This window comes from Halomonas sp. LC1, from assembly GCF_030247125.1.
In the GTDB taxonomy this organism is placed as follows: Bacteria; Pseudomonadota; Gammaproteobacteria; order Pseudomonadales; family Halomonadaceae; genus Vreelandella.
On record NZ_JASSPG010000006.1, the window covers coordinates 23,484 to 49,612 of the forward strand.

The 26,129-nt window shown below is 60.1% G+C and carries 26 protein-coding genes; 20 read left to right on the forward strand and 6 right to left on the reverse strand.

Annotated elements, in window-relative coordinates:
- Positions 1-40: 40 nt before the first annotated feature.
- The gene (locus QIT27_RS10665) at positions 41-664 is read left to right on the forward strand and encodes a 1-acyl-sn-glycerol-3-phosphate acyltransferase (protein ID WP_290441535.1); all 624 of its coding nucleotides are present in this window, start codon (positions 41-43) and stop codon (positions 662-664) included.
- Here QIT27_RS10665 and QIT27_RS10670 read toward each other — a convergent pair.
- Together QIT27_RS10670 and QIT27_RS10675 are read right to left on the reverse strand one after the other, a co-directional pair.
- Entirely contained in the window at positions 661-1,935 is a 1,275-nt protein-coding gene (locus QIT27_RS10670) for an HlyC/CorC family transporter (protein ID WP_159340922.1), read from the reverse strand. The two genes, QIT27_RS10665 and QIT27_RS10670, sit on opposite strands and share 4 nt — an antisense overlap.
- 102 nt (positions 1,936-2,037) lie before the next feature.
- The gene (locus tag QIT27_RS10675; protein ID WP_285263784.1) at positions 2,038-2,835 is read right to left on the reverse strand and encodes a cytochrome C assembly family protein; all 798 of its coding nucleotides are present in this window, start codon (positions 2,833-2,835) and stop codon (positions 2,038-2,040) included.
- Between the two features lie 257 nt (positions 2,836-3,092).
- Here QIT27_RS10675 and ffh point away from each other — a divergent pair, with 257 nt between their 5' ends.
- From ffh to QIT27_RS10730, 11 genes are all read left to right on the forward strand, one after another.
- The gene (gene ffh / locus QIT27_RS10680; protein WP_285263950.1) at positions 3,093-4,496 is read left to right on the forward strand and encodes a signal recognition particle protein; all 1,404 of its coding nucleotides are present in this window, start codon (positions 3,093-3,095) and stop codon (positions 4,494-4,496) included.
- A gap of 292 nt (positions 4,497-4,788) precedes the next feature.
- On the forward strand, positions 4,789-5,037 hold the full coding sequence (gene rpsP / locus QIT27_RS10685) for a 30S ribosomal protein S16 (RefSeq protein ID WP_009098555.1): 249 nt from the start codon (positions 4,789-4,791) through the stop codon (positions 5,035-5,037).
- A gap of 58 nt (positions 5,038-5,095) precedes the next feature.
- Positions 5,096-5,641, forward strand: a complete 546-nt coding sequence (rimM, locus tag QIT27_RS10690) for a ribosome maturation factor RimM (RefSeq protein ID WP_285263785.1) — start codon at positions 5,096-5,098, stop codon at positions 5,639-5,641.
- A gap of 89 nt (positions 5,642-5,730) precedes the next feature.
- Positions 5,731-6,507, forward strand: a complete 777-nt coding sequence (gene trmD, locus QIT27_RS10695; protein ID WP_285263951.1) for a tRNA (guanosine(37)-N1)-methyltransferase TrmD — start codon at positions 5,731-5,733, stop codon at positions 6,505-6,507.
- A gap of 152 nt (positions 6,508-6,659) precedes the next feature.
- On the forward strand, positions 6,660-7,016 hold the full coding sequence (gene rplS, locus QIT27_RS10700) for a 50S ribosomal protein L19 (protein WP_285263786.1): 357 nt from the start codon (positions 6,660-6,662) through the stop codon (positions 7,014-7,016).
- Positions 7,017-7,120: 104 nt separating this feature from the next.
- On the forward strand, positions 7,121-8,002 hold the full coding sequence (xerD, locus tag QIT27_RS10705; protein WP_285263787.1) for a site-specific tyrosine recombinase XerD: 882 nt from the start codon (positions 7,121-7,123) through the stop codon (positions 8,000-8,002).
- A complete protein-coding gene (locus QIT27_RS10710) occupies positions 7,977-8,768 on the forward strand; it encodes a DsbC family protein (RefSeq protein ID WP_502875200.1) in 792 nt (263 codons plus the stop codon). Before xerD ends, QIT27_RS10710 begins: the two co-directional genes overlap by 26 nt.
- Before the next feature lie 85 nt (positions 8,769-8,853).
- Entirely contained in the window at positions 8,854-10,170 is a 1,317-nt protein-coding gene (locus tag QIT27_RS10715) for a homoserine dehydrogenase (protein ID WP_285263789.1), read from the forward strand.
- 3 nt (positions 10,171-10,173) lie between these two features.
- Positions 10,174-11,562: a threonine synthase gene (thrC, locus tag QIT27_RS10720; RefSeq protein WP_285263790.1), complete on the forward strand. Its 1,389-nt coding sequence runs from the start codon at positions 10,174-10,176 to the stop codon at positions 11,560-11,562.
- Positions 11,563-11,568: 6 nt separating this feature from the next.
- A complete protein-coding gene (locus QIT27_RS10725) occupies positions 11,569-13,377 on the forward strand; it encodes a single-stranded-DNA-specific exonuclease RecJ (protein ID WP_285263791.1) in 1,809 nt (602 codons plus the stop codon).
- Between the two features lie 71 nt (positions 13,378-13,448).
- On the forward strand, positions 13,449-14,066 hold the full coding sequence (locus tag QIT27_RS10730) for a YitT family protein (protein ID WP_044629615.1): 618 nt from the start codon (positions 13,449-13,451) through the stop codon (positions 14,064-14,066).
- A gap of 73 nt (positions 14,067-14,139) precedes the next feature.
- Here the strand turns inward: QIT27_RS10730 and QIT27_RS10735 are convergent, their stop codons facing one another.
- Together QIT27_RS10735 and QIT27_RS10740 are read right to left on the reverse strand one after the other, a co-directional pair.
- Entirely contained in the window at positions 14,140-16,653 is a 2,514-nt protein-coding gene (locus tag QIT27_RS10735) for a heavy metal translocating P-type ATPase (protein WP_285263792.1), read from the reverse strand.
- Positions 16,626-17,078 (reverse strand): MerR family transcriptional regulator, encoded by a 453-nt coding sequence (locus tag QIT27_RS10740; RefSeq protein ID WP_285263793.1) that lies wholly within the window; start codon positions 17,076-17,078, stop codon positions 16,626-16,628. The genes QIT27_RS10735 and QIT27_RS10740 overlap by 28 nt, the downstream gene beginning before the upstream one ends.
- A 254-nt stretch (positions 17,079-17,332) precedes the next feature.
- Between QIT27_RS10740 and QIT27_RS10745 the strand changes: the two genes are divergently transcribed.
- From QIT27_RS10745 to rimI, 8 genes are all read left to right on the forward strand, one after another.
- Positions 17,333-18,685 carry an OmpP1/FadL family transporter gene (locus tag QIT27_RS10745; protein WP_159340944.1) on the forward strand — a complete coding sequence of 451 codons (1,353 nt, stop codon included), beginning with the start codon at positions 17,333-17,335 and terminating at the stop codon, positions 18,683-18,685.
- A 260-nt stretch (positions 18,686-18,945) separates the two neighbouring features.
- A protein-coding gene (gene prfB / locus QIT27_RS10750) for a peptide chain release factor 2 (RefSeq protein WP_350338771.1) occupies positions 18,946-20,044 on the forward strand; the annotation gives its coding sequence in 2 pieces (ribosomal slippage) (positions 18,946-19,020 and positions 19,022-20,044; 1,098 coding nt in all).
- Positions 20,045-20,078: 34 nt separating this feature from the next.
- Positions 20,079-21,590 carry a lysine--tRNA ligase gene (lysS, locus tag QIT27_RS10755; RefSeq protein ID WP_253019131.1) on the forward strand — a complete coding sequence of 504 codons (1,512 nt, stop codon included), beginning with the start codon at positions 20,079-20,081 and terminating at the stop codon, positions 21,588-21,590.
- A gap of 90 nt (positions 21,591-21,680) precedes the next feature.
- Complete coding sequence (locus QIT27_RS10760; RefSeq protein WP_062359457.1) at positions 21,681-22,067, forward strand: hypothetical protein; 387 nt, start codon at positions 21,681-21,683, stop codon at positions 22,065-22,067.
- An 89-nt stretch (positions 22,068-22,156) separates the two neighbouring features.
- Complete coding sequence (locus tag QIT27_RS10765) at positions 22,157-23,560, forward strand: MFS transporter (protein WP_253019130.1); 1,404 nt, start codon at positions 22,157-22,159, stop codon at positions 23,558-23,560.
- Between the two features lie 40 nt (positions 23,561-23,600).
- On the forward strand, positions 23,601-23,909 hold the full coding sequence (locus tag QIT27_RS10770) for a BolA family protein (protein ID WP_285263794.1): 309 nt from the start codon (positions 23,601-23,603) through the stop codon (positions 23,907-23,909).
- Entirely contained in the window at positions 23,906-24,700 is a 795-nt protein-coding gene (locus QIT27_RS10775) for a hypothetical protein (RefSeq protein ID WP_285263795.1), read from the forward strand. Before QIT27_RS10770 ends, QIT27_RS10775 begins: the two co-directional genes overlap by 4 nt.
- Positions 24,655-25,143, forward strand: coding sequence for a ribosomal protein S18-alanine N-acetyltransferase (gene rimI, locus QIT27_RS10780; protein ID WP_285263796.1), 489 nt, complete (start codon positions 24,655-24,657; stop codon positions 25,141-25,143). The genes QIT27_RS10775 and rimI overlap by 46 nt, the downstream gene beginning before the upstream one ends.
- Here rimI and QIT27_RS10785 read toward each other — a convergent pair.
- Together QIT27_RS10785 and rsmD are read right to left on the reverse strand one after the other, a co-directional pair.
- Entirely contained in the window at positions 25,140-25,334 is a 195-nt protein-coding gene (locus QIT27_RS10785; RefSeq protein ID WP_159340955.1) for a cell division protein ZapB, read from the reverse strand. The two genes, rimI and QIT27_RS10785, sit on opposite strands and share 4 nt — an antisense overlap.
- Positions 25,335-25,449: 115 nt before the next feature.
- Positions 25,450-26,070, reverse strand: coding sequence for a 16S rRNA (guanine(966)-N(2))-methyltransferase RsmD (gene rsmD, locus QIT27_RS10790; RefSeq protein WP_285263797.1), 621 nt, complete (start codon positions 26,068-26,070; stop codon positions 25,450-25,452).
- Positions 26,071-26,129: the final 59 nt, after the last annotated feature.

The window sequence follows — 26,129 nt, forward strand, 5'->3', positions numbered from 1 at the left end:
CGCCACTCGGTGCCTGCTGCGTCGTGTCATTTACGTGGCCATGCGCGGCTGTTACCGGCTGTCGGTGCATGGTCAAGGTCACGTACCTAAACAGGGCGCGGCGCTGGTCGTCTGTAACCACGTGAGCTTTATGGATGCGCTGGTGCTGGGCGGTGGCAGCCCTCGTCCGCTGCGCTTCGTGATGGACCAGCCCATTTTTGAATCCCGCTGGCTGAAGTGGTGGTTTCAACTGGTGGGGGCGATTCCCATCGAGTCGGAGCGCCATAGCCCAGGAGCGCTGCGGCGTACCTTGGATGAAGTGAGCAAGGCGCTGCGCCAGGGCGATATCGTGATGGTGTTTCCCGAGGGGCGTTTGACCCCCGATGGCGAGATCCACACGTTCCGCCGTGGGCTCGAAACCATCCTGGCTCGTGACAATGTGCCGGTGATTCCAGCAGGGCTGGCCGGGTTGTGGGGGTCGTGGACGTCTCACTACGGCGGTAAGGCGCTGAAGAAGTGGCCGTCACGCTTTAGGGCGCCGGTGAGCCTCCATTTTGGCCCGCCCATTGCCGTCCATGAAGTCGAAGGCGTCGCGTTAAGGCGCTTTTTGGAGCAGCGTGTCAGAGCATTGAAGGCCGCAGGCGACAGCGAGATCGCCCGCAGCCAGTCAACAACGCAGAGTTAGCGGCGAGGCAGGCGCAGCTTTTGCCAGCAGCGCGCTGACGTGATCAGGTTGTCGCGAATCTCCAGAATCTCCATCCGCGTATTGCCAATTTGTAGACAGGCCGGGCCTTCCGGGAAGGCTTCCAGGTGCTCCAGAATCAATCCGTTCAGCGTCTTGGGGCCGTCGGTGGGCAACTGCCAACCGAGCATCTTATTGATCTCGCGGATATTCGCCGTGCCTTCGATGACATGGCTGCCATCGTCCTGCTGATGAATCTCGTCATCTTCGGACACGTCGGTCGTGAACTCGCCGACGATCTCTTCGAGAATATCCTCCAGCGTGACCAACCCTTCTACATCGCCGTACTCATCCACCACGATGCCGATCCGTCGCTTCTGCTTCTGAAAATTCAGCAGCTGGGTATGCAGCGGCGTTGACTCGGGAATGAAGTAGGGCTCCCGCGCTTCTTGAACGATGGCCGCTTTGGTGACTTCGCTGCGGGATAAGAAGCGTGCGGCGTTACGCAGGTGCAACATGCCAATGATGTTGTTGATATCGCCTTTGTAGACCGGCAGGCGTGTGTGCTGACTGGTCCGAATTTGAGTCAGAATATCTTCCAGCGAATCGTCCAGGTCGATGCCCAGCACTTCGTGTCGGGGCACCATGATGTCGTTCACCGTAACGTTCTCAAGGTCCAGAATCGACAGCAGCATGGCCCGGTGGCGGTAAGGGATCAGCGTGCCTGCTTCGTGCACCACGGTGCGCAGCTCGTCGCGGGTCAGGCTGTCGCCGCCGTTATCCACGCTTTTGACACCGACTAACCGCAGCAAGCCGTTCGACATCACGTTGACCAGCCATACCAAGGGGTAGAGCAGTTTGAGCAGCGGCTCCAAGGCAAAGGAAGTGGGGTAAGCGATGCGCTCGGGTTTGATGGCCGCGTACGTCTTGGGCGTCACTTCCGCGAAAATCAGAATGGTGATGGTCAGCAGTGCGGTAGAAATAGCAGGGCCTGAGACGTCGCCAAAAAAGTGAATGGCGATGATGGTGGCAATCGAGGCTGCCAGGTTATTGACGAAGTTGTTGCCAATCAGGATGACGCCAATGAGACGATCGGGCCGGGTGAGCAGGCGCATCACGCGCTTGGCGCTACGGTCGCCGCTGTTAGCCTGGTGGCTAAGCCGGTAGCGGTTGATCGACATCATGCCCGTTTCAGAACTAGAGAAGAAGGCAGACAGCAGGATGAGTAAGGCTAGCAGGCCGAACAGTAACCCCAGAGGGAAGTCGTCGCTCAAGTCGAAAATTCCTTTATGACGTATTAAGCTCGATTTGTAGAAGCATGGCAGTGGCGTGTCAAGCGCACGTGTGCGGGGGCGCTAACCGCTAAGCGCGTGGGCCTAGCGATTCAGCAGGATTTCCAGCACAAACTTACTACCAAAGTAGGCCAACAGTAGTAGGGCGCAGCCACCCAATGTCCAGCGTACGGCGCGCATGCCGCGCCAGCCAAAACGATAGCGGCCCACTAGCAGCGTCGTGAAAATAACCCACGCGCCCAGCGAAAGAGCGGTTTTATGTACCAGGTGCTGAGCAAACAGGTTATCGAGGAAGATTAAACCGCTGATAATCGAAAGGGTCAGCAGTACAACCCCTGCCCATATCAGCTCAAACAGCACGCGCTCCATGGTGGTGAGCGGCGGCAAAGACTGCACAATGCCACGGATATGGTGGTGGCGCAGTGCCTGATTCTGTAGTCCTACCAATACCGCCTGAACGGCAGCAATGGCCAGCACGGCAAAGGCCAATGCGGAGCTAACGGCATGGAGCAGGATGCCTAGTGTTAAGCCGCTATGGCTGCCCTGGCTAGGCAGCCAGGTGGCAACAATCAGGGCGATCCCAGCCAGTGGAAACAGGGCAATGCCGGCATTGAGCACAGGTTTGAATAGACTGGCCACCAGCACAACATTGACCGCTACTGCCATGAGCAGCGTCGCGCTGGTGGTGAAACCCGGCAGTAGCCCAGGCGATTCGCCAACCAGTTGGACAACGACCGGGATATGCAGCAGCAGGCCCAGCGCGCCCAGTAGGCGTACCATGCCCTGGCGGGGAGGCACCCGGCGAAACAGTGTCATGCCCTGCCAAATAGCAGCAGCGACGTAAAGTATAAAAGCGATCGTGGCGAAAGGGAGCGCCTGCATGATGCTATCCGTGCGCCTTGCAGCGCGTTGTTGAGACAATGGTTGAAAAACGGCTGATCAGTCCAGCAAATAAGTCCAGCAAAGTTAACATCTGGCCATTTAGGACGGCTTGCCTACTATAACCAATCAAAGCGGCGTCGCACAGCCATCAAGCGCCAATGGTGACGCCCATGGAGACTCGCGCCACGAGCGCGTATAATCGCGGCCACATTCGTCCGGTGAATACGCCCGGCGACAGCGACGGAGGCAGAGGCCCCATGTTTCAGAATCTGAGCGAGCGTCTTTCCCAGACGCTGAAGTCGATCAAAGGCCAAGCACGGCTAACCGACGACAATATCAAAGATACCCTACGCGAAGTACGCAAAGCGCTGCTGGAAGCCGACGTGGCGCTGCCGGTTGTCAAAGCGTTCATTGAGCGGGTGCGCGAACGGGCGGTGGGGCAAGAGGTTTCTAAAAGCCTCTCGCCGGGCCAGCAGTTCGTTAAAATCGTCCAGCAGGAGCTGGAAGCGATTATGGGCGAGGCCAACGAAGGCCTCAGCCTAAAAGGTTCCCCAGCCGTGGTGCTCATGGCGGGTTTGCAGGGGGCGGGTAAAACCACCTCCGTCGCCAAACTGGCCCGCTACCTGCGCGAGCGCGAGAAGAAAAAGGTGCTGGTGGTCTCGGCGGACGTTTACCGCCCGGCGGCCATCGACCAGCTCGAAACCCTGGCGAAAGAGGTCCAGGTCGACTTCTTCCCTTCGCGCTCGGACCAGAAGCCGGTCGACATTGCCAATGCGGCCATCAAGCACGCCAAAATACAGTTCCATGACGTCGTGCTGGTGGATACCGCAGGCCGCCTAGCCATTGACGAAGCGATGATGGCGGAAATTCAGGCGCTGCATAAGGCGATTTCCCCCCAGGAAACGCTGTTCGTCGTCGACGCCATGACCGGCCAGGATGCGGTGAATACGGCGAAAGCGTTCCACGACGCGCTGCCGCTCACCGGTGTCATCCTCACCAAGGCAGATGGCGATGCCCGTGGCGGTGCCGCGCTCTCGGTGCGCCATATTACCGGCAAGCCCATCAAGTTCATGGGTGTGGGCGAGAAGGTTGATGCGCTAGAGCCTTTCCACCCCGACCGCGTCGCGTCGCGCATCCTGGGCATGGGCGACATGCTGTCGCTGATTGAAGAGGCCGAGCGCACCGTCGATAAAGACAAAGCTGCCAAGCTCGCCAGCAAAGTCAAAAAAGGCGATGGCTTTGACCTGGAAGACTTCCGCGACCAGCTTCAGCAGCTCAAGAAAATGGGCGGTATGGGTGGCCTGCTGGGCAAGCTGCCGGGCATGGGCCAAATGGCCGAACTGGCCCAGGGCCCTGGCCCTGAAAAAGAGCTAGGCAAGCTGGAAGCGCTGATTAACTCGATGACGCCCAAAGAGCGCCGTAAGCCAGAGATTATTAACGGCTCACGTAAGCGCCGTATTGCCGCAGGTGCCGGCCTTCAGGTGCCGGACCTTAACCGCCTGCTAAAGCAACACAAGCAGATGCAGAAAATGATGAAGAAAGCGGGCAAGAAAGGCGGTATGCAGAAAATGATGCGCGGCATGTCAGGCATGATGGGCGGTGGTGGCGGCCCTGGTGGCATGGGCGGAATGGGCGGCGGCGGCGGTTTGCCCTGGCGGTAAGCGGCGCCCCTTACGTATTTTGAGCGCTTGGCAAGGTTGACGGCCTGTGAGTTTTCTGGCTGTCAGGCTTTCCAAGCCGAGCGCATTTGCGTAGAATGCGGCCTCTTCATGCGTGGGTGTTGGCAAAATGTGCGTTAGCACGGCTCCAATGCTTGCCAGTGAAGGTCCTGATGGTGCGTTGCCAAGGCTTATATAAGCAGGTGGTGCACCAAGAAAACAGTATGACGAGTGTTCTGATAGCGGTTAGCGCTATATCCCACTCTCGTAACCTCAACCGAAGGATAGTTATCGTATGGTTACCATTCGTTTGGCACGTGGTGGCGCCAAAAAGCGTCCCTTTTATCACCTGACTGTTACCGACTCTCGCAACGCCCGTGACGGCCGTTTCATCGAGCGTATTGGTTTCTTCAACCCGGTTGCCCGTGGTCAGGAAGAGCGTCTGCGCGTTGATCTGGATCGCGTGACTCACTGGCAGAGCCAAGGCGCCCAGCTGTCTGGTCGTGTTGCTGAGCTGGTTAAAGAAGCGCGCAAACAGGCCTAAGCCTGTTGCTCGTCGCAAGTCATAGCAATAGATGCTGTTGTAGCCGGAGTGGTCGTCGATGACGCGTTTTAACACTAGCCATACTGACGACACGCACGTAGTGCTTGGTAAGCTCACCAGCCCTCACGGGATTAAAGGTTGGCTAAAGGTGTACTCCTATACCAATCCCATGGACAGCATTTTAGATTACCCCGAGTGGTGGGTGCGCCAAGGGGAAACCTTGACGCGCATGACCGTGATTCAGGGGAGTCGGCAAGGCAAAGGGCTTGTCGTGCAGCTGAAGGGCATCGATGACCGAACGGCAGCCGAGGGGCTGGCGCAAGCGGATATCCTCATGCCTAAAGAGGCACTGCCTGAGCTTTCCGATGACGAATATTACTGGCATGAGCTTGAAGGTCTTACTGTCTTCACTCAGTCAGGCGAGCGGTTAGGGCAGGTCAGCTACCTGTTTGAAACCGGCGCAAACGATGTCATGGTGGTACGCGGCGATAACGACTCAATCGATAAGCGCGAGCGGCTGTTACCCTTTCTGCCCGATGATGTGATTGTTGATATCAGCCTGGAAGACGGCCGTATGGTGGTTAACTGGGACCCTGAGTTTTGATGAGCCAAGACGCTTTGAACGAACTTACGGCGACGGATACAACGGTGGCAGCAGAGGAAGCCGCAGGTAGTCAAACAGACGCACCAGCGATGTGGATTGGGGTTGTGTCACTGTTTCCTGAAATGTTCGATGCGATTACCCAGCAGGGTGTCATCGGTCGGGCGGTAGAGAAGCAGCGCATTGCCCTAGAGTTCTGGAATCCGCGGGATTACGCCACCGACCGCCACCGCCGCGTGGACGATCGCCCCTATGGCGGCGGCCCTGGTATGCTGATGAAGGTAGACACCCTCAGGGCGGCTATCTTTGATGCTCGCCAACGTGCCGAGCAGGCCACCGGCCTTACGCCGACAGTGATCTACCTATCGCCCCAAGGGCGCCGGTTGGATCAGCAGGGGGTGCAAGCACTCGCCTCGGCAGGCCCGCTGGTCGTGGTTGCTGGGCGTTATGAAGGCATCGACGAGCGTGTGGTGGAGAGTGACATCGATGAAGAGTGGTCGATTGGCGACTATGTGCTGAGTGGCGGTGAGCTGCCCGCGATGGTGCTGATCGACGCAGCGGCAAGGCTGGTACCCGGCGTGCTGGGCCACCAGGATTCCGCTATCGAAGACTCGTTTAATGACGGCTTGTTAGACTGCCCGCACTATACCCGTCCAGAAGTGATCGACGGGCGCCAAGTGCCTGAGGTGCTGCTCAGCGGAAATCATGCAGCCATCAAGCGCTGGCGGTTGAAGCAGTCGCTGGGGCGTACCTGGCAGCGTCGTCCTGACTTATTGGCAGGGCGCACTCTTAACGCCGAGCAGCAAGCGCTGCTAGACGAGTTTATCGAGGAACACGCTCTGCGCACTACCTCGGATAGCAGCGAGTAGAGCAGAGCGGCGGTGCAGGACGAATACGCAGTTAGCGTGCGTACCTGCGTCACCCATAACGACTCCCGCGTGGCTCGCTTCGAGCGCCGGGATCACGGTTTGCCCCTTCCACAACTGCGTGGCAAACCATTACGTTATTTAGGAGTTTGAAGATGAGCAGCAAGAACAAGGTGATCCAGGCGATCGAAGCCGAGCAGATGAACAAAGAGATTCCTGCTTTTGCACCGGGCGACACCATCGTCGTTCAGGTTAAAGTAAAAGAAGGTACTCGTGAGCGTCTGCAGGCGTTTGAAGGTGTGGTGATCGGCAAGCGTAACCGTGGCCTGAACTCCGCTTTCACCGTGCGTAAAATCTCCCACGGTGTTGGCGTTGAGCGTACTTTCCAGACCTACAGCCCGCTGGTTGACTCTATCGAAGTCAAGCGTCGTGGTGACGTTCGTCAAGCCAAGCTGTACTACCTGCGCGAGCGCAGCGGCAAGTCGGCGCGTATCAAGGAAAAGCTGGCTTAATCGCCACTTTTTCACGGGCGCCTGGCGCTCGGGTACGGAAAACCCCGTCACCGCTTTGCGGGGCGGGGTTTTTGTTTGTGGCCTCACCGTGAGACCGTTAGCCTATGAGCGTGATTGATGCCTATCTGGATGCCCTGTGGTTAGAGCAGGGAGCCAGCGACCATACGCTAGCGGCCTACCGGCGCGATTTAACCGCCTGGCAGCAGCAGCTTGAAAACGACGGTGACACTTTGCTCACTGCCTCGCCAGCGCGGTTTAGCATCTGGATGGAGCAGCGTCGCGAGCAGGGCTACCAGCTGCGCAGCAACGCTAGGATGCTCTCGTCGCTACGCGGCTTCTATCGTTGGGCACGGCTCTATGGCCATATTGACAGCGACCCGCTCGCTAATGTGTCACTTCCTAAAGTGCGCCCCAGCCTGCCCAATACGCTGGAGGAGGAGGAAGTAGAGCGCTTGCTGCTGGCCCCGGATGTGAGCACGCCGCTTGGCGTGCGTGATCGCACCATGCTGGAGCTGCTCTACGCCTGCGGGCTGCGGGTATCTGAGTTGGTGGGACTGACCAGTGACGCAGTGAATTTGCGTCAAGGGGTGGTGCGCGTGCGCGGTAAAGGGGATAAAGACCGCCTAGTGCCCATGGGGGAAGAGGCCGCCGAGTGGCTAGCGCGCTACTTGAAAACCGCACGCCCGGCATTAATGCAGGACCCGACGCGCCCGGCGCTGTTCCCAGGGCGGGGCGATAACGCCATGACACGGCAAACGTTTTGGCACCGCATCAAAGCCCACGCTATCACGGCGGGGATTTCGCGTCCGCTGTCGCCCCACACGCTGCGCCACGCCTTTGCAACCCATTTATTGAATCATGGGGCGAATTTGCGGGTCGTACAGCTGCTGTTAGGCCATAGCGACCTATCCACCACGCAAATTTATACCCACGTTGCCCAGGCGCGCCTGGAGCAGCTACATGCCGAACACCATCCGCGAGGTTAATGAAACAATGCGCCAACGTATGCCCTCAGTTGCGAAAACCTGTGCCCTCTGGCTGTTGCTGGCGGGCAGTGTACTGCCTGCCTTTGCCAGCGCCGATGATGCCGCCGAGCGTCTTGCTGAGACGTTGCAAGTTAACGGCCAATCAATGCCGGTAGAGCAAGTGAGCGCCACGCCGATGGAAGGGGTTTACCATGTTCGCCTTGAGAGCGGCGAGTCGTTTTACTCCAATGCGGACGGCAGCCATTTTCTGGTAGGTGACCTCTACCAAAATGCGGATAATGGTCTGGTGAATTTAACCGAGCAGTCTCGCAACCAAGAGCGTGCCGCGGCGCTGGCCACCGTCTCGGAGAGCGAGCGGGTGGTGTTTCGCAGTGTCGATGAGCCCAAGGCCACGGTGGTGGTGTTTACCGACCCCACCTGCCCCTACTGCGAGCGCCTCCATGAGACCGTGCCCGAACTCAACGAGCGTGGGATTGCGGTACACTACCTAGCCTTCCCGCGGGCCGGTATGGGGAGCGGTGCGGCTAACACTCTGGAGCAGGTATGGTGCTCGGATAACCGCAGCGAGGCGATGAATCAAGCGAAACAGGGCCAAACCATTGCCGCGTCGGCTAGCTGTGATAATCCGGTAGCTGAGCAGTACGCCCTGGGGCAAGCGCTGGGTGTACAGGGCACACCAACCATCATCCTGCCCGATGGGCAAATGGTACCTGGTTTTGTACCCCCCGACCGGCTCGTTGCCATGTTAGGCTTGGAAGATGAATAACGTCACCTAAGTGACGAACGAACACGCTGAGACACTGATTTAAGAAGCGGCACCTGCGGGTGCCCAACACGAAAGGGGAAGTATTTTGAAACCGGTAAGAGTAGGCATTTGTGGGTTAGGTACGGTAGGTGGCGGCACCTTCAACGTATTAACGCGTAACGCCGACGATATTAGTCGCCGCGCAGGCCGCCCGATTGTCATTGAGCAGGTTGCCCACCGCAGTATCCATCCCGACTGCGATATTACCGGCATTAACGCCACCACCGACGTATTCGAAGTGGCTAACAACCCCAACGTGGATGTGCTGGTAGAGCTGATTGGCGGCTACGATATCGCCCGTGAATTGGTGCTCACTGCGATTGCCAATGGCAAACACGTAGTGACCGCTAACAAGGCGCTAATCGCGGTTCACGGTAATGAGATTTTCCGCGCAGCCCATGAAAAAGGCGTGATTGTCGCCTTTGAAGCTGCTGTCGCAGGCGGTATCCCCGTCATTAAATCGCTGCGTGAAGGCCTGGGTGCCAACCGTATCGAGTGGGTGGCCGGTATTATCAACGGCACCGGCAACTTCATTCTGACCCATATGCGCGACGAAGGCCGTGCCTTTGAAGACGTGCTGGCGGAAGCCCAGGCGCTTGGCTACGCCGAAGCTGATCCCACCTTCGACGTGGAAGGGATCGACGCAGCCCACAAGCTGACCATCCTGGCCTCGATTGCCTACGGCGTGCCGCTGCAGTTTGAAAAAGCCTTCACCGAAGGGATCTCCCGCATTACTGCCGAAGACGTGGAGCAGGCCGATAACCTGGGCTACGTCATCAAGCACCTGGGGATCTCCAAGCGCACCGATCAAGGGCTGGAGCTACGGGTACACCCCACGCTGATTCCTAAAGAGCGTATGCTGGCCAATGTGCACGGTGTGAAGAATGCGATTGCGGTGATGGGCGATGCGGTTGGCCCCACGTTGTACTACGGTGCGGGTGCCGGTGCCGAGCCAACGGCTTCGGCAGTGGTCGCTGACCTACTGGACGTGGCGCGGGATATTGCCACCGACCACCACTACCGCGTGCCCTACCTGGCGTTTAGCGGCATCGATGAAGATGTTAGCCAGCTGCCGATTATGCCGATGGAAGAGATCACCACGGCCTACTACCTGCGCCTGCTGGCGGTTGACCGCCCCGGCGTGCTGGCCCGTGTCGCAACCATCCTGGCCGAGCAGGGCATCTCCATTGAGGCGCTGATCCAGAAAGAGGCCACCGAAGGTGAGCTGGTGCCGATCATTCTGCTGACCCACAGCACTAAAGAGAAGCAGATGAACGAAGCGATCCGCGAAATCGAAGCCATGGCGGACATCGCAGGCCCCGTGACGCGTATTCGCGTGGAAAGCTTGGACGAAGGAGAGTAACCCATGCGCTATATCAGCACGCGTGGCCAAGCGCCTGCCCTCTCTTTTGAAGAGGTGGTGCTCACCGGCATGGCCAGCGACGGCGGCCTCTACGTACCGGAAACGCTGCCCGAGTTCTCTCAAGAGGAGCTGGCCAGCATGGCCGGCCTCTCTTATGCCGAGATCGCCTTCCGGGTGATGAAGCCGTTTGTAAACGGTGAGATCGACGATGACACCTTCCGCCGCTTGGTAACCGAGGCGTATGCCACGTTCAACCACGACGCGGTGGTGCCGTTAAAACAGTTGGATGCCAACCACTTCCTGTTGGAGCAGTTCCACGGCCCCACCCTGGCGTTTAAAGACGTTGCCCTGCAGCTGCTTGGCCGCCTGCTGGACCACTTCCTGAAAAAGCGTGGCGAGCGCGCGGTGATTATGGGCGCCACCTCCGGCGACACCGGCTCTGCAGCCATCGAAGGCTGCCGCCACTGCGACAACCTCGATATCTTTATTCTGCACCCCCATAACCGCGTGTCCGAAGTGCAGCGTCGCCAGATGACCTCGGTGCTGGCGGACAACGTCTTCAACATCGCCATCGAGGGCAATTTCGATGATGCCCAGGCGATGGTCAAGGCCAGCTTTGCCAACCAGGCGTTCCTGAACGGCACGCGGCTTGTGGCGGTGAACTCGATCAACTGGGCGCGCATCATGGCCCAGATCGTCTACTACGTGGCCGCAGGCGTGGCCTTGGGTGCCCCCCAGCGGGAAGTGAGCTTCTGCGTGCCGTCGGCCAACTTCGGCAACGTCTTTGCGGGCTACATGGCGTACAAGATGGGCCTGCCGGTGAAGCAGTTCATTATCGCCACCAACGCCAACGACATTCTGCACCGCACCCTGGCGGCCAACGACTTCTCCAAGAAAGAGCTGGCGGCCACGCTGGCGCCTTCCATGGATATCGTTGTGTCGTCCAACTTCGAGCGCCTACTGTTTGACGCTTACGACCGTGACGGTGCCGCTGTGGCCGCGCTGCTGGAGCGCTTCCAGCAAGAGCCCACCGCGCTTGCCGACGCGCCGCTGGCCAAGCTGCGCGAGAAGTTCGCCAGCCATAGCGTGGATGATGAGACGATTCTGGAAGTGATTCGGGAAGCCCACCACCGCACCGGGGAAATTCTCGACCCGCACACGGCCACCGGCTACCGCGCCGCCGAGCGGGCGCGTGTGGATACCTCCACGCCGATGATCACCCTGGCCACCGCCCACCCGGCGAAATTTGCTGAAGCGGTGGTTAAGGCGGGCTTCCAGGGCGTTCCGCTGCCGACCCACATGGACGACCTGCTGGAGCGTGAAGAGCGCTACACGGTGCTACCGGCAGAGCTGAGCGCGGTGCAGCGGTTCGTTGCCGATAACCGTCGCTGAGGTGGCATGACCCAGGTGCCGCTCTCTGCGCGAACACTCGCTGCACACAATAGCCGTCCCCGCCTAGAGCCTCGTCCCCTGGACGAGGCCGTGTATGCCCGTGCTCAGGCCGAAGGTTTGAGCGAGCTGCAGGCGCGGCTGCTGGCGTCGCGGCTTCCAGGCTACACCGGGGAGCTGGAGCCTCTGGTATCGCCAAGCCTGCGTTATCTGGTGCATCCCGAAAAGCTTGCCGATGGCCGCCGCGCCGCTGAGCGGATCGCCCAGGCGGTCGCTGAGGGCGAATCCATTGGCATTCTGACCGACTACGATGTGGATGGAATCACCTCCCACGTGGTGATTCGGCGCACGCTGGTCGAGCTGTTCGGCGTGCCCGAGCATAAGCTGCACAGCCTGATTGGCCACCGTATTCACGATGGCTACGGCATCAGCCTGCCGCTGGTGGAGCGAACCCTCGGCTTAAAACCGCTGCCGACGCTGGTGATTACCGCCGACTGCGGCAGCTCCGATGAGCCGCGCATTGCGCGGTTAAGCGCGGCGGGTATCGATGTGGTGGTCAGCGATCACCACGCTCTGCCGCTGGAAGGCCCGCCGCCTTCCGCTTACGCCTGTGTAAACCCGACCCGTAGCGACTGCGACTACCCCGATAAAACCATCGCGGGCTGCATGGTGGCGTGGCTATTAATGTCGCTTGCCCGTAGCGTATTGGTGGAGTGGGGCGTACTGCCCGAGGCCACGCCGAAGCTTTCGCCGTGGCTCTCTTATGTCGCATTAGGCACCGTGGCGGACTGTGTATCGCTCGGCGGCAGCCCCGCCAACCGAGCGGTGGTGAGCCACGGCCTGACGCTGATTAACCGCATGGACGCCGCCTGCTGGCGGGCCATGGCAGCGCGCTTAGGGGCCGATAGCGTGCCCTTCAATGCTGAAACCTTGGCGTTTCAGATGGGTCCGAGGATCAATGCCCGTTCACGGCTAGATGACCCCTACGCGGCGCTGCATTTTATGCTGGCGGAGAGCGACAGCGTCGCTAACCGGCAGCTAGAGGTGCTTGACCAGGATAACCAGTCCCGCAAGGCGATTGAGGCGGATATGGCCGAGGAGGCGCGGGCACTGGCCGCTCCCGCCTTGGAGGCCAACGAGCCTGCGGTGGTCGTACTGCTGGAAGATGGTCACCCCGGCGTGCAGGGCATTGTGGCCTCGCGGTTGGTGCAGGCTTACGGTCGCCCGGCGGTGGTGCTGACGCGGGCGGCGGCACCCAATATGCTTACCGGCTCCGGCCGCTCTATTGACGGGCTGCATTTACGGGACGCACTACAGCGCACCTTTGAGCTTGCCCCAGAGGCACTGCTGCGCTTTGGGGGGCACAGTGGCGCTGCAGGCGTGGGCGTGCCACGGGAGCAGCTCGACACCTTCAAAGCCGCGTTTTTGCAGGCGGTCGGTGAGCAGCTTGGCGACACGCCGCTCTACCCGCGCCTGTGGACCGATGGCGAGCTCTCCACCGCACAACTCTCCCTGGCGACGCTGGTTGAAATCGAGACGCTGGGCCCCTACGGGCGGGAGTTCGACCCACCGCTGTTTGAAGGGCGCTTCATTGTGGAAGCGCTGCGCCCGGTCGGCGCAGAGGGCTCGCACCTGATGATGGAGCTCTCCATGGGGGCCGTGACCAGCAAAGCGATCTGGTTTCGTGCGCTCACGCCGGGGGAGCTGCCCTCGTTTAGCGTGGGCGATACGCTGCACTGCGCTTACAAGCTCAATCGCAACCGCTGGCGCGGTCGCGAGTCACTGCAGCTGATGGTGGAGCACGCTAGCCCCGTTTAATACTCTCCGCTATCCTCGCGTCCTTGGCCGCTTAAGCGGCCGCTCTAATAATCCCAAAAAAGGACGCACTCATGCGCATGGAAGACCTGCCTAAAGACCCCCACAAGCCCTATGAAGACATCATGGCGATGCTGTTGGGGACGCTGTTTGTTGCTCTCGGAGTGACGTTCTACACTCACGCAGTGCTGCTTACCGGCAGCACCGCAGGGATGGCGCTACTGCTCAATTACCTGACCGGGTGGGGATTTGGCGTGTGGTTTTTTGCCATCAACCTGCCGTTTTACTATCTGGCGATCAAACGCATGGGGTGGAGCTTTACGCTGCGCACCTTTGTCGCCATCGGCTTGGTCTCGCTGTTCTCCGAGCTTACTCAGGGGTGGGTCGAATTTGCCAACGTGCCGTCGCTCTACGCGGCGCTGATGGGCGGCGCATTGATGGGGATTGGCATGCTGATGCTGTTTCGCCACCGCACTAGCCTCGGCGGTATCAACATTCTCGCCCTCTACCTCCAGGACAAGCACGGCCTGCGGGCGGGCTATGTGCAGCTCGGCATCGATGGCGTGATTCTGCTGGTGGCACTCACCCAGCTACCCCTAGACCGCGTAGGCTACTCGGTGCTGGGGGCGCTGATGCTCAACTTGATCATCGCCCTGAACCACAAGCCAGGGCGTTATATCGGAGTGAGCTAGTCGGCTTAGCTGAGCCAAAACCACCAGACGATCAAGCCAATGACGGCAATACCCGCAAGGTTGATCAGTAAACTCATACGGCCTCCTGTTGGCTGGGCTTCCATAGCCGCAGGCGGTTGGCGTTGCTGACCACGGTGATCGAAGAGAGTGACATGGCAGCGCCTGCGATAATGGGAGAGAGCAACATGTCAGTCATGGGGTAGAGCACGCCAGCGGCAATCGGGATGCACAGCACGTTATAGCCAAACGCGCCGATCAGGTTCTGTTTGATGTTAGAGAGCGTGGCACGGCTCAGTTCAATCGCCGTGGCCACGCCGTGCAGCGAGCCGCGCATCAGCGTAATACCGGCGCTCTCCATGGCGATATCGGTACCCTGACCAATGGCAAAACCCACGTTGGCCCGGGCCAGCGCGGGGGCGTCGTTAATACCGTCGCCCACCATGCCGACCACTTCGCCTGCCGCTTGGCGGCGCTCAATCTCGGCGTGCTTGTCGTCGGGCGTCATGCCTGCCTTGAACTCGCTAATGCCTACCTCGCGGGCCACCGCAGAAGCGGTATGCTCGTTATCGCCCGTCAACATCACCACGGTTAACCCATCATCCTGCAAGCGCTTCACGGCGGCAGCGGCATCTTTGCGCAGCGGGTCGCTAACGCCGAAGAGGGCGGCCAGCTTGCCATTCACCGCTAAATAGACCAGCGAGCGCGCCTTGGCTTCCAGCTGGCGAATGTGCTCGTTTGCTGGGGAAAGGTCGACGCCAGATGCTTCCAATAAGCGCGCATTGCCCAGCAGCAGCGTGTCATTGGCTTGGCTGGTGCCTTTCACACCGCCGCCGGTCACGCTATCAAAGCTAGCCAGCCTATCGGCGCGGGCATCATGCTCTTCGGCGTAGGCCGTCAGCGCTTTGGCAAGGGGGTGCTCGGAGCGGCTCTCTAGGGCGGCCACCCAGGCCAGCACTTGGGTGCTGTCGTTATGCAGCACCGTTGCCTCGGTCACACGAGGTTTGCCTTCGGTCAGAGTGCCGGTCTTGTCCACCACCAGTGTGGTCAGGCGGCTCGCGGTTTGCAGCGCTTCGCCACTGCGCACCAGCACGCCATGCTCGGCGGCTTTGCCCACGCCAATCATAGTGGAAATGGGAGTGGCCAAACCCAGCGCGCAGGGGCAGGCGATAATCAGCACGGTGGTCGCGGTCACCAGCATGTGAATGACCACCGGAGCAGGCCCCAAGTTGTACCAGGCCAGCGCCGTCAGCACTGCTATGATCATCACGGCGGGCACGAACACGCCGGAGATTTTATCGGCCAGCTCGCCAATCGGCGGGCGGGAGTTTTGTGCGCTGGCCACCTGCTCGGTGATACGTCCCAGGCGGGTATCGCGGCCAATGCGGGTGGCGCGGTACACCAAGCTGCCGTTGCCATTCACCGTGCCCGCGCTCACCTCGTCATCCGCTGTTTTGTGCACCGGCACGGGTTCGCCGGTGAGCATCGACTCATCGATATAGCTCTGGCCGTCGAGCACGACACCATCCACCGGCAGCCGCTCACCGGGGCGCACGCGAATATGATCATCCAGCGCTACGTCGTCTACCGCAATCTCTTGCTCCACACCGTTACGAATGACCCGTGCCGTTTTTTCCTGTAAGTCGAGCAGGCGTTTCAGCGCGCTGCTGGTGCGGCCTCGGGCGCGTAGCTCCATAGCGTTGCCCAGCAGAATAAGCCCGACCACCATGGCCGACGCTTCAAAATAGATGCTCTGAGCCACCTCCGGCAGCCAGGGGGCGAAGAGCACCACCATCATCGAGTAGAGCCAGGCGGTGCCGGTGCCCATCGCCACTAGGGTGTCCATGTTGGCTTGATGATGCTTGAGCTGTTTCCAGGCGTTGGTGAAAAAGTGCCGCCCGGGAAAGGCCAAAATAGCGAGCGTCAGCAGGCCAATCACCAGCCAGTACAGGCGGCCAACGTCCATGGGGTGTGGGTGATAGACGAACATGCTCAGCATCAGTGGAATCGCGAGGGAGAGTGACAGCACGCTGCCCTTGAGGCGCTGGCGATAGGTAACGGCCTCTTGCGCCTCGCGAGTACGCTCGGCTTCGCGCATATCCACAATCGGCTCGGCGCGATAGCCCGCCTCGGCAACGGCGGCCATTAGCGCTTCCTGAGTAGCGCTGCCGGTGACGTGTGCGGTGTGGGTGCCAAAATTCACCGAGGCGCTGTTTACACCGTGCGTGTTGGCCAGTGCTTTTTCGACGCTTTTGACACAGCCCGCGCAGGTCATGCCGCTAATCAGCAGGCGCAGTTGGGGTGCATCCGCGTTGGCGCTCTGCGATTCAGCGAGTTCAGGCGCGTCGGGATGTAGTGCGTCACTCGCGTCGTCGCTGGGTGGATAGCCCGCTTCGTTGAGTGCACTATCCAGCGCCTGATCATCGAGGGAGCTGGCCACTTCCAGGCGCTTTTCGGCAGGGAAGCCATCCACCTGGGCGGCCGGGTCCTGGGCTTGAATGGCCTCACGCATGCGCTTGACGCAGCCCTGGCAGTTCATGCCCGGAACGGTGCGTATCAGCATCACGGTTTGTTCGGTGTCGCGCTGCATGGGGCCTCCTCAGGAAAACTTTCGATCAAACGGCACAGGCTGTGACCATCGGGGGTGCCGTCGGGCATGTCTTGCCAACTGTCGAGCGCTTGCTCCATTCGCTGGGCGAGCGCTTCGAGTTCGGCGATGCGTGCGCGTATTTGCGGCAGCCGATGAGCGAGCAGATCACGCACTAGCGGGCAGGGGGAGTCGCCTTGATCGGCATGAGCCAGAATGTCGCGAATTTCCGCGACGCTGAATCCCAGTTTTCGCGCCCGCTGAATAAAGTGCAGCCGCTCCAGGTCGTTATTAGAAAAGAGCTGGTAGCCGTTTTCAGGGTGCCTACGAGGGGAGAGCAGGCCTTCGCGTGTGTAGTGGCGAACCGTCTCTGGCGTCACGTGAGCACGCTTGGCTAGCTCCCCCACTTTTAAATCGCTCAATGACATGCCCAATCCCCGTGTAATTGACGTTCTGTGAGTGTAAAACCCTTGGGTAACCCATAGGTCAAGCGTTACCGTTGCCTCAGTCGAAAGGACTAAAACACTGATTTAAAACGGTCGTGCGACTAATGTATAAGAAAAAAACAAAATAAAACGCTCGTTTGCCCTTGAACCAAACCCGACATTGGGCGAAAACTGAGATGTAGGAACAACGCGGGTGGATGGCAGAGTCCGCCGGATCATCGGGAGAGAGGCCCACAATGCATAATAACTTCAAAAAACTAACCCTAGTGGCCGCGGTAGCAGCAGTAGCTTTTGCTAGCCAAGCCAACGCAGGCGGATATCAAATCAACGAGCAAAGCGTCAGCGGCCAGGGCTACGGCCATGCAGGACGCAGCTCCAACGTTCATGATGCTACGATCGTGTACGGTAACCCGGCGGGTATGTCGTTCCTCGACCGCGCTCAGATTACAGCGGGTGGTACTTTCCTAAGCGTCGATACGGATATTAGTAATGTCTCGGCCAACCGTACGTTGGATGTCGGGGTTGCTCAAGGCGGTGCCCCGGTAGGGACTCAGGTGCCCATAGGTGCGATTCCGGGCACGAATGATGGCGATATGGTGCCGGGTACTTTAGTGCCTTTCGCGTTCTATGCTCACCCAGTCAATGAACAACTGGCGTTTGGTTTTGGCGTTTACGCCCCGTTCGGTTCTAAAACCGAGTACGAAGATACCTTCCAAGGCCGCTACTTTGGCGACTACACCGAGCTTCGTGTAGTGAGTGCGCAGCCGACCGTCTCTTACCGCTTTAACGATCAGTGGTCGGCCGGTATCGGCATCACGTACAACCAGGTAGAAGGCGAGCTGCGTCGTCAATTGCCTACCAGCGCCGCTTTCAATGCCGCCGAAGATATAGATTCGCGGGTGGAGGGTGACGACGATGGATGGGGTTATAACCTGGGGGTGATTTATCAGCCAGTGCCCGAAACCACGCTGGGTTTGACCTATCGCTCAGCCGTGGATTACGAACTGGAAGGCACCTTCCAAGCCACGGATCCGCTGGGTAACGTAGTGCGTGCGGATACCGCTAACCTGGATCTGACTACGCCTGAAACGGTCAACTTCTCGTTGACCCAGCAGATGACGGATCGCCTGAAGCTGATGTTTGGGGCTTCCTGGGTGCGCTGGAGTCAGTTCGAGGAAATATCGATTCTGGGCAGCCAGGGTAATGAAATTACCAACGAGCAGCAGAACTATTCGAACGCTTGGGCCTTTGCGACGGGCGGCGAGTACCAGCTTACGCCGAGTCTTGCGCTGCGCGCGGGTGTGACGCTCGACTTCACACCCACCAATGACCAAGACCGTAGCGTACGTATCCCGTCCGACGAGCGCCGTATCTTCTCTATCGGGGCGGGTTGGAGCCCCACACCCGACCTGACCCTGGACTTCGCTTACTCCTACCTCACCGAGCGCAGCACCTTTGTTGAGCAAGACCGCCAAGATTTGCTTGCCAGTGCCCAAACCGGTGGTGTCCCCGTTGGCGGTGCCACTTACTCTGCGGACTACAAAAACGAAGCCCATGGCTTCGGTGCCCAGCTGACCTATCGGTTCTGATCGGCTGCTCGCGCTTACTGATCGATCTGCGACACACTGACCCGGCTTCGGCCGGGTTTTTTACGTGAGGAACGAAGGGCTGGGTGGATGCGGTGAGCGCTGGGTTTCGTTACAATGCGAGCCAGAATATCGCCGCTGGGGTAGCTCGCGCAGGTGTCTCCGCCTAACCGTGAGCCGCTCCAGCGGCGCCTGTCTCTTTTATGCCGTGTTGAATACGGCCGTGAGACATCGCCCATTACTGACCAAGGCTAGAGCGATCCATGTTGGAAACCAACCCGATTCATCACCAGATCAAGGACCTGTCTGAGCGGACAGACGTTCTTAGGGGGTATCTTTGACTATGCCGAGCGTAAAGATCGGCTAGAAGAAGTTTCCCGCGAACTCGAAGACCCCAACGTCTGGAACGACCCAGACTACGCCCAAAAGCTGGGCAAAGAGCGCGCCTCCCTCGAAGCCATCGTGGCGACCATCGACGAGCTGGACCAGGGCTTGGCGGATAGCCGCGACCTGCTGGAACTCGCCGAGATGGAAGAGGACGAAGGCACCGTCGAGGAAGTGCGTAAAGAGCTCAGCGGCTTACAGGGCGCGCTGGAAAAGCTCGAGTTTCGCCGCATGTTCTCGGGAGAGATGGACGAGAACAACGCCTATCTGGATATTCAATCGGGCTCCGGGGGCACCGAGGCGCAGGATTGGGCCAACATTCTGCTGCGCATGTACCTGCGCTGGGCCGAAAGCCACGGCTTCAAAACCGAAATCATCGAGATTTCTGCTGGGGAAGTAGCGGGCATCAAGTCGGCATCGCTGCATATTCAGGGTGACCATGCGTTTGGCTGGCTGCGCACGGAAACCGGCGTTCACCGCCTGGTGCGCAAAAGTCCGTTCGATTCCGGCGGCCGCCGTCACACCTCGTTTGCATCGGTGTTCTTGTCGCCGGAAATCGACGATAGCTTCGAGGTCGAGATCAACCCATCCGACCTGCGTGTCGATACCTACCGCTCCAGCGGTGCCGGGGGTCAGCACGTCAACACCACGGATTCCGCCGTGCGAATTACCCACGAGCCGACCGGCATTGTGGTGGCGTGCCAGAGCCAGCGTAGCCAGCATGCCAACCGCGACTTTGCTATGAAACAGTTGAAGGCGAAGCTGTGGGAACACGAAATGCAAAAGCGCAATGCGGCCAAGCAGGAGGCGGAAGACTCCAAAGCCGATATCGGTTGGGGCAGCCAAATTCGCTCTTACGTACTGGATGATCAGCGCATTAAAGACCTGCGTACCGGCGTTCAGTCCAGCAACTGCGACAAAGTGCTCGACGGCGATTTAGACCAGTTTATCGTCGCCAGCCTGAAGCAGGGTTTGTAATCTTTTTAGCGTTCGAACATGAATAGGGTGCCCGATGGCTAACCAAGACGCGTCTTCTCTCGATAATGAAAATCACCTGATCGCCGAGCGCCGTGCCAAGCTGGCGGCCCGCCGTGAGCGGGCGGCCGAGCAGGGCAAGAGCGCTTTCCCGAACGATTTCCGCCGCGACAGCCTCACCGTCGAGCTGCACAACTTGCTGGGCGAGAAAGACAAAGCCGAGCTGGAAGCGTTGAACCACCCAGCGTCGGTGGCCGGTCGTGTGATGCGCAAACGTGGTCCTTTCATCGTGATTCAGGACGTGGCGGGCCAGATCCAGCTCTACGTGGATAAAAAGGGGCTGCCGGAAGACGTGCTGGAAGACATCAAGGGCTGGGACATCGGCGATATCGTCGCCGCTCGTGGCCCGGTGCATAAGTCGGGTAAAGGCGACTTGTACGTGATGATGGTCGAGGCGCAGCTGTTGACCAAGAGTCTGCGTCCGCTGCCGGACAAGTTCCACGGCCTGACCGATCAAGAAGCCCGCTATCGCCAGCGCTACGTGGACCTGATCATGAACCCGCAGTCGCGTAAGGTCTTCGAGACCCGCGCAGCGGTGATCAGCTCCATGCGCCGTTTCTTCGAAGCCCGTGGCTTCATGGAAGTGGAAACGCCGATGCTGCAGCCGATTCCCGGCGGTGCGGCGGCGCGTCCGTTCATCACTCACCACAATGCGCTGGATATCGATATGTACCTGCGTATTGCCCCGGAGCTTTACCTGAAGCGTCTGGTGGTGGGTGGTTTCGAGAAAGTGTTCGAGATCAACCGCAACTTCCGTAACGAAGGCTTGTCCACGCGGCACAACCCCGAGTTCACCATGGTGGAGTTCTACTGGGCCTACGCCGATTACCGCGACCTTCTGGACATGACCGAAGCCATGCTGCGCACCGCGGCGCAGGAAGTGCTGGGCACTACTACGATCACGTACCAAGGGGCCAGCTACGATTTCGGCCAGCCCTTCAAGCGTCTCACCCTGCGCCAAGCGATTCTGGATCACGGCGACGGCATCACCGACGCCGAGCTGGACACCCTGGATGCTGCCCGTGCTGCGGCAGAAAAGCTCGGTATCAAGGTCAAAGAGAGCTGGGGGCTAGGTAAAGTTCAAACCGAGATTTTTGAAGAAGTGGCGGAACACAAGCTGGACCAGCCGACGTTCATCACCGAATACCCGGCCGAAGTCAGCCCGCTGGCGCGTCGTAACGATGCGGACCCCTTCGTCACGGATCGCTTCGAGTTCTTCGTCGGTGGCCGCGAGATCGCCAACGGCTTCTCGGAGCTGAACGACGCCGAAGACCAAGCAGAGCGTTTCCGCGAACAGGCGGCCGAAAAAGACGCCGGTGACCTGGAAGCCATGTACTATGATGCCGACTACGTGCGCGCCTTGGAGTACGGCATGCCGCCGACGGCGGGCGAGGGCATCGGCATTGACCGCTTGGTGATGCTGTTTACCGATAGCCCCTCCATTCGAGATGTGCTGCTGTTCCCGGCCATGCGTCCCGAAGTGGATTGACGCTCAACTGGGCGGGTTGCGGACGAAAAGTTGGTAAGGGCGCGATTTAGCGCCCATAATGGTCAACGTTTCGACGGCGAGGAGAATCCCATGAAACTGCTAAATCGCTCTGCCCTGAGCGTCAGGCCGACCCAGACCTTCGTGGACTGGATCAATGCGCTCGAACCCACCATGGGAGACGACGACCTGACCCTGGACGACGTCGAACGTGAAAGTACGGTATACCTGATCCCCGAGATGGATACCCCAGAGGCGTTGGAGACGTTCGTGCGTGAGCGTCACGTAGAAATCCTAGAGACCGAGCTGCGCGCTTGGGAAGAGGATGAGCGTCAGTGGCCAGAAAAACTCGATTGGTCGCTGTTTCAGGACTTCCTGCGCGTGGAGCACAGCTACCTCGCCATCGACCTGGACGACGAAACGGCTCTGGAAATCTCGGATGTTGACGACGCACTGCTGCTCGACAACGAACAAGATTAGCGTGCTATTATTTTTAGCATGAGCGCACTGTAAAACCGGCTTCGGCCGGTTTTGCCGTTTCAGAGGGTGTTGTTCAGGAATTCATCACCATGCGACTGTTTGAAACTCGCCCCGGCGACGATGGGCTGCCCGGGCCTGAGCGTTTGTTGGCCGTGCTGGCGCTAGTGACCGGCACGCTGATGGCGGTAGTCGATACCACCATGATCAATTTGGCCTTGCCGACCATCGCGGCGGACCTAGACGTCTCGGCATCCCGGGCGGTGTGGATCACCAATCTCTTTCAGGTCGTCTGTGCGGCCTTTTTGCTCGTGTTTGCCGGAATCAGCGAGTTGATCACTCGCCGACGGCTGTATCTGTTTGGCTTGGCCACTTTCGTGCTGGCGGCACTCGGTGCCGCGCTGTCGCGTAACCTCGAAACGCTGCTCGTTTTTCGTGCGCTGCAGGGCTTGGGCGCGGCGGCCACGCTCTCCATCGGGCCGTCGCTCTATCGCGCTATTTTTCCCTCTCGGCTGCTTGGCAGCGCGCTGGGGCTGAGCGCTCTGGTCGTGGCTGGCGGCTATGCCGCAGGCCCCACGCTCAGCGGTGTGATTCTCTCGTTCGTGGAGTGGCCGTGGCTGTTCGCGCTCAACCTGCCGCTGGGGCTCTGCTCACTCTGGCTGGCGCGACGCGCACTGCCGAAAGAGACGCCGCGACAAGGCAGCTTCGATACGCTGGGGGCGCTCTACTCGATGCTGATGCTGGCGAGCTTTTTTATCGCCATGGACGCCGTGGGACACGCCGCGCCGGTGTGGCAGAGCGGCGGTTGGGGGCTACTGGCAGTGGCAGCCTGCGTGCTGTTCGTGCGTCGCCAGCACCGGGCACCTTACCCGTTGCTGCCGCTCAGTGTGTTTGCCGAGAAGCGCTTTACGCTGGCGGTGTCGGCCTCCGGTTTGGCGTTTATCGGTCAGGGGCTCACCTTTGTAGCGCTGTCGTTTTTCTACCAAGAACAGATGGGGTTTTCGCCTCTGGAGACGGCGTGGCTGTTCACGCCATGGCCGCTGGCGATCATGCTGGTGGGGCCCGTCGCAGGGCGCTTGGCGGATCGCGTTAACCCCAGCCTGCTGTCGAGTACGGGACTGGTCCTGCTAATCGTCGGGCTGGTGGCGCTGGCGCTGGTGGACGAGAGCACGGGAGTGGTGGGTAGCCTGTGGCGGACGGCACTCTGCGGGATCGGCTTTGGGCTTTTTCAGCCGCCGAATAACCGCGAAATGATGGGCAGCCTGCCGCCAGAGCGCAGCGCCAACGTCTCCGGTGTGATGAGTACGACCCGTACGGTGGGGCAATCCTTCGGGGTGGCGCTCGTGGGGGCGGCGCTGGCGCTGGGAGCGCCGATACAGGTCACGCTGTGGCTGGGGGCAGGAACGACGCTGTTGGCGCTGCTGGCGAGCCTGTCTCGGGTGTCGCTGGCCCAGCGGGCGCTCATCGAGCGGCGGGCATCGTCTGTTGGGAAGTAAGGGCGTACAATAGAGGCGTTGCTGACGGAAGGAGAGTCCCATGGCGATACAGACACAAATTGAGCAAAAGTTGGCGTCGCTAACCCCAGACGTGCTCCAAGTCGAGAACGAGAGCCACATGCATAACGTGCCGGCCAACTCTGAAACGCACTTCAAAGTCACCCTGGTAAGCGATAGCTTCGACGGCATGATGCCGGTGAAGCGTCACCAGCAAATATACGCCCTGTTGGCCGACGAGCTCTCGGGCCCGGTCCACGCGCTGGCGTTACATCTCTATACGCCCCGTGAGTGGCAGGCGCGCGGCAGCGAGCGTCCCAACTCTCCCAACTGTCGTGGCGGCGGCCAGTGACCCCAGAAGTCACTCGTCGGCACTATCTGGATGCCATGGGCATTACGTCCTGGGCGTCCCGTTATCAGTTGCCCAACGCCCTGCCAACCGGCGCCTGTGAGTGGGAGGACGCACCGGCCAAAGCGGCCCCGCGCGAGCGCCTGCAGGCGTTGCTGGACGACGCCCCTGCGCCTCGCCCGCCGCGTCAAGCCGATGCCGAGCCAAACGCGCCGTCGGTGACGTCGCCTTCAGCCGTCAAAGCGCTGTTAGGGCAGGCCGTGACGGCGCCTCAACCGGAAGCCGCCCCTGCGCCTGAACCGGCGGCCCCGCCCCGCGAGCGCGCCAAACCGCTGAACTTCCGTCTTTCCTGCGTCTGTCTTGGCGGGCGGTGGTTGAGTCTCTGTGAAGGCACGCTATCGGTGGTGGAACAACAGCTGCTGGCCAATATACTGCGTGCTGCGGGCATATGGCGCGGTGAGCTGCCGACGGTGACTCACTTCACCTGGCCACCCATGGCCACCGCTTTCGAGCCGGAAGAGCCCCTCGAAGAAGCCCAAGAGGGCGTGGCGGCGTTCATTGCCGGGGCAGCAAGTCGGCAAGGCTGGCAACTAGAGCAAGTGCTGTGGTGGGGCGCAGAGACGGCCTCGCCCGACTTGGCGCGCGTCATCGCACTTAATGAAGGGCAGAGCCAAACGCTCGCGCTACCGGTTTGGCAGGGCCCCTTGCTGGCAGCGCTCATCCAGAACGCTAGCGCCAAGCGCGCGCTATGGCCCCATTTGGTGGCATTAGGCAAGCAGTGGGGCAAGGTGTGATTCGTCGGCTGAGCGCGGTCGACCGAGCGCCTTTGCTCGCGCTCGAAGTCCTTGCGCAAAGCGGCGCCAGTGGCCAGCAGCTAGAGGAGGCGCTGGCCGATGAGCAAGCGTGGATCTTGGGGGATTGGCAGGGCGACGCGCTCGCAGGCTACGCCCTGATCGCGAAACTACCGTTCGATGCCGAATTACAGGCCATTGGCGTGCGGCCTGATTGCCAGGGGCAAGGCATAGGGCGACGCTTGTTGGATGAGATTATTGCTGTGGCAACGGGCTGGCAAGCCGAGCGATTACTGCTGGAAGTGCGCGCCGGAAACCAGCGAGCTCTTGCGCTCTATCGGCAGGTAGGTTTTCAGGAAGATGGTCGTCGGAAGGGCTACTACCCGGCCGCCAACGGCGCGACCGGGCGGGAAGATGCGCTACTGATGTCTCGAACGCTGGCTTAGGACGCGCTGCTGTCGTCCATACCGTCGAACTTGCTGAGCACACCCTGCAAACGGCGCTCCCACTCTTCGCGCTCTTGTTTTAGCTGCGCATTTTCGTTGCGCAACTCTTCGTTTTCCAGCTTCATCATCTCCAACGCCTCGACGGTGTCGGTGACTTTCTGCTCCAACTGATTGAACAACTCAAGGCTCATGCCTACCTCCAGTAACGAACGACAGGCGGCTGCCTGTCGTCTTGCCATAAAATGGATCGCGATGTGTGACGTAATGGGGCGAGCGTAACGCCGCTGTTACTTGGCGGCAAGCGCTTTACGCGGGTAACCGTCGATAGAGCCTGGCCATGCTTTCACCTGCCTGGGTTTCACGATGGAGCTGCCAGTTGGCCGGTACCGTTGGTGTCAGGCTCTGTTCGGTTTCCAAGTAGATCATCGCTTCCTTGGCTAACCATCCGTGTGCTTCTAATGCGCTGCAGCAAGACGCGGCCCATCCCTGGTGGAAGGGCGGATCGAGAAACACCACGTCCATCGGCTGTCCTGGCGACGCGACGAACGCTAGGGCATCGGCGGTGATGACCTTGCCCTGCGCGGCTTTCAAGGTGGTGAGGTTCTCACGAATATGCGACGCCACCTGGGCGTCACGCTCGACGAACGTGACCTCGGCGGCCCCCCGTGAGAGCGACTCGATGCCTAGCGCGCCGGTGCCTGCAAACAGGTCCAGCACCTGCTTGCCGTAGAGGGCCTGGCCTAGCCAATTGAACAGCGTTTCGCGTACGCGGTCCGGCGTGGGACGCAGGCCCGGGCGGTCGAGTACGGGTAGCTGACGGCGGCGAAAATCACCGCCGATGATGCGCAGCTTCCCCGGCAGTTTGGCTTGGCCGCGAGAGGATGTCGATGGGCGCGAGGAAGCGCGAGAAGGGTGTTGTCGTTTCATATCGCGATTGTAGCGGGCTACTTATCCAAAGTCTTGGTCTGCGGTGGTAGGATAATCCC

Bases quoted from the DNA above. Each gene is read 5' to 3' on its own strand.
- QIT27_RS10665 (WP_290441535.1), top strand. From the start codon at position 41: ATGCGCGGCTGTTACCGGCTGTCGGTGCATGGTCAAGGTCACGTACCT.
- QIT27_RS10675 (WP_285263784.1), bottom strand. From the start codon at position 2,835: ATGCAGGCGCTCCCTTTCGCCACGATCGCTTTTATACTTTACGTCGCT.
- ffh (WP_285263950.1), top strand. From the start codon at position 3,093: ATGTTTCAGAATCTGAGCGAGCGTCTTTCCCAGACGCTGAAGTCGATC.
- rpsP (WP_009098555.1), top strand. From the start codon at position 4,789: ATGGTTACCATTCGTTTGGCACGTGGTGGCGCCAAAAAGCGTCCCTTT.
- rimM (WP_285263785.1), top strand. From the start codon at position 5,096: ATGACGCGTTTTAACACTAGCCATACTGACGACACGCACGTAGTGCTT.
- trmD (WP_285263951.1), top strand. From the start codon at position 5,731: ATGTGGATTGGGGTTGTGTCACTGTTTCCTGAAATGTTCGATGCGATT.
- rplS (WP_285263786.1), top strand. From the start codon at position 6,660: ATGAGCAGCAAGAACAAGGTGATCCAGGCGATCGAAGCCGAGCAGATG.
- xerD (WP_285263787.1), top strand. From the start codon at position 7,121: ATGAGCGTGATTGATGCCTATCTGGATGCCCTGTGGTTAGAGCAGGGA.
- QIT27_RS10710 (WP_502875200.1), top strand. From the start codon at position 7,977: ATGCCGAACACCATCCGCGAGGTTAATGAAACAATGCGCCAACGTATG.
- thrC (WP_285263790.1), top strand. From the start codon at position 10,174: ATGCGCTATATCAGCACGCGTGGCCAAGCGCCTGCCCTCTCTTTTGAA.
- QIT27_RS10725 (WP_285263791.1), top strand. From the start codon at position 11,569: ATGACCCAGGTGCCGCTCTCTGCGCGAACACTCGCTGCACACAATAGC.
- QIT27_RS10730 (WP_044629615.1), top strand. From the start codon at position 13,449: ATGCGCATGGAAGACCTGCCTAAAGACCCCCACAAGCCCTATGAAGAC.
- QIT27_RS10735 (WP_285263792.1), bottom strand. From the start codon at position 16,653: ATGCAGCGCGACACCGAACAAACCGTGATGCTGATACGCACCGTTCCG.
- QIT27_RS10740 (WP_285263793.1), bottom strand. From the start codon at position 17,078: ATGTCATTGAGCGATTTAAAAGTGGGGGAGCTAGCCAAGCGTGCTCAC.
- QIT27_RS10745 (WP_159340944.1), top strand. From the start codon at position 17,333: ATGCATAATAACTTCAAAAAACTAACCCTAGTGGCCGCGGTAGCAGCA.
- lysS (WP_253019131.1), top strand. From the start codon at position 20,079: ATGGCTAACCAAGACGCGTCTTCTCTCGATAATGAAAATCACCTGATC.
- QIT27_RS10760 (WP_062359457.1), top strand. From the start codon at position 21,681: ATGAAACTGCTAAATCGCTCTGCCCTGAGCGTCAGGCCGACCCAGACC.
- QIT27_RS10765 (WP_253019130.1), top strand. From the start codon at position 22,157: ATGCGACTGTTTGAAACTCGCCCCGGCGACGATGGGCTGCCCGGGCCT.
- QIT27_RS10770 (WP_285263794.1), top strand. From the start codon at position 23,601: ATGGCGATACAGACACAAATTGAGCAAAAGTTGGCGTCGCTAACCCCA.
- rimI (WP_285263796.1), top strand. From the start codon at position 24,655: ATGGCCCCATTTGGTGGCATTAGGCAAGCAGTGGGGCAAGGTGTGATT.
- QIT27_RS10785 (WP_159340955.1), bottom strand. From the start codon at position 25,334: ATGAGCCTTGAGTTGTTCAATCAGTTGGAGCAGAAAGTCACCGACACC.
- rsmD (WP_285263797.1), bottom strand. From the start codon at position 26,070: ATGAAACGACAACACCCTTCTCGCGCTTCCTCGCGCCCATCGACATCC.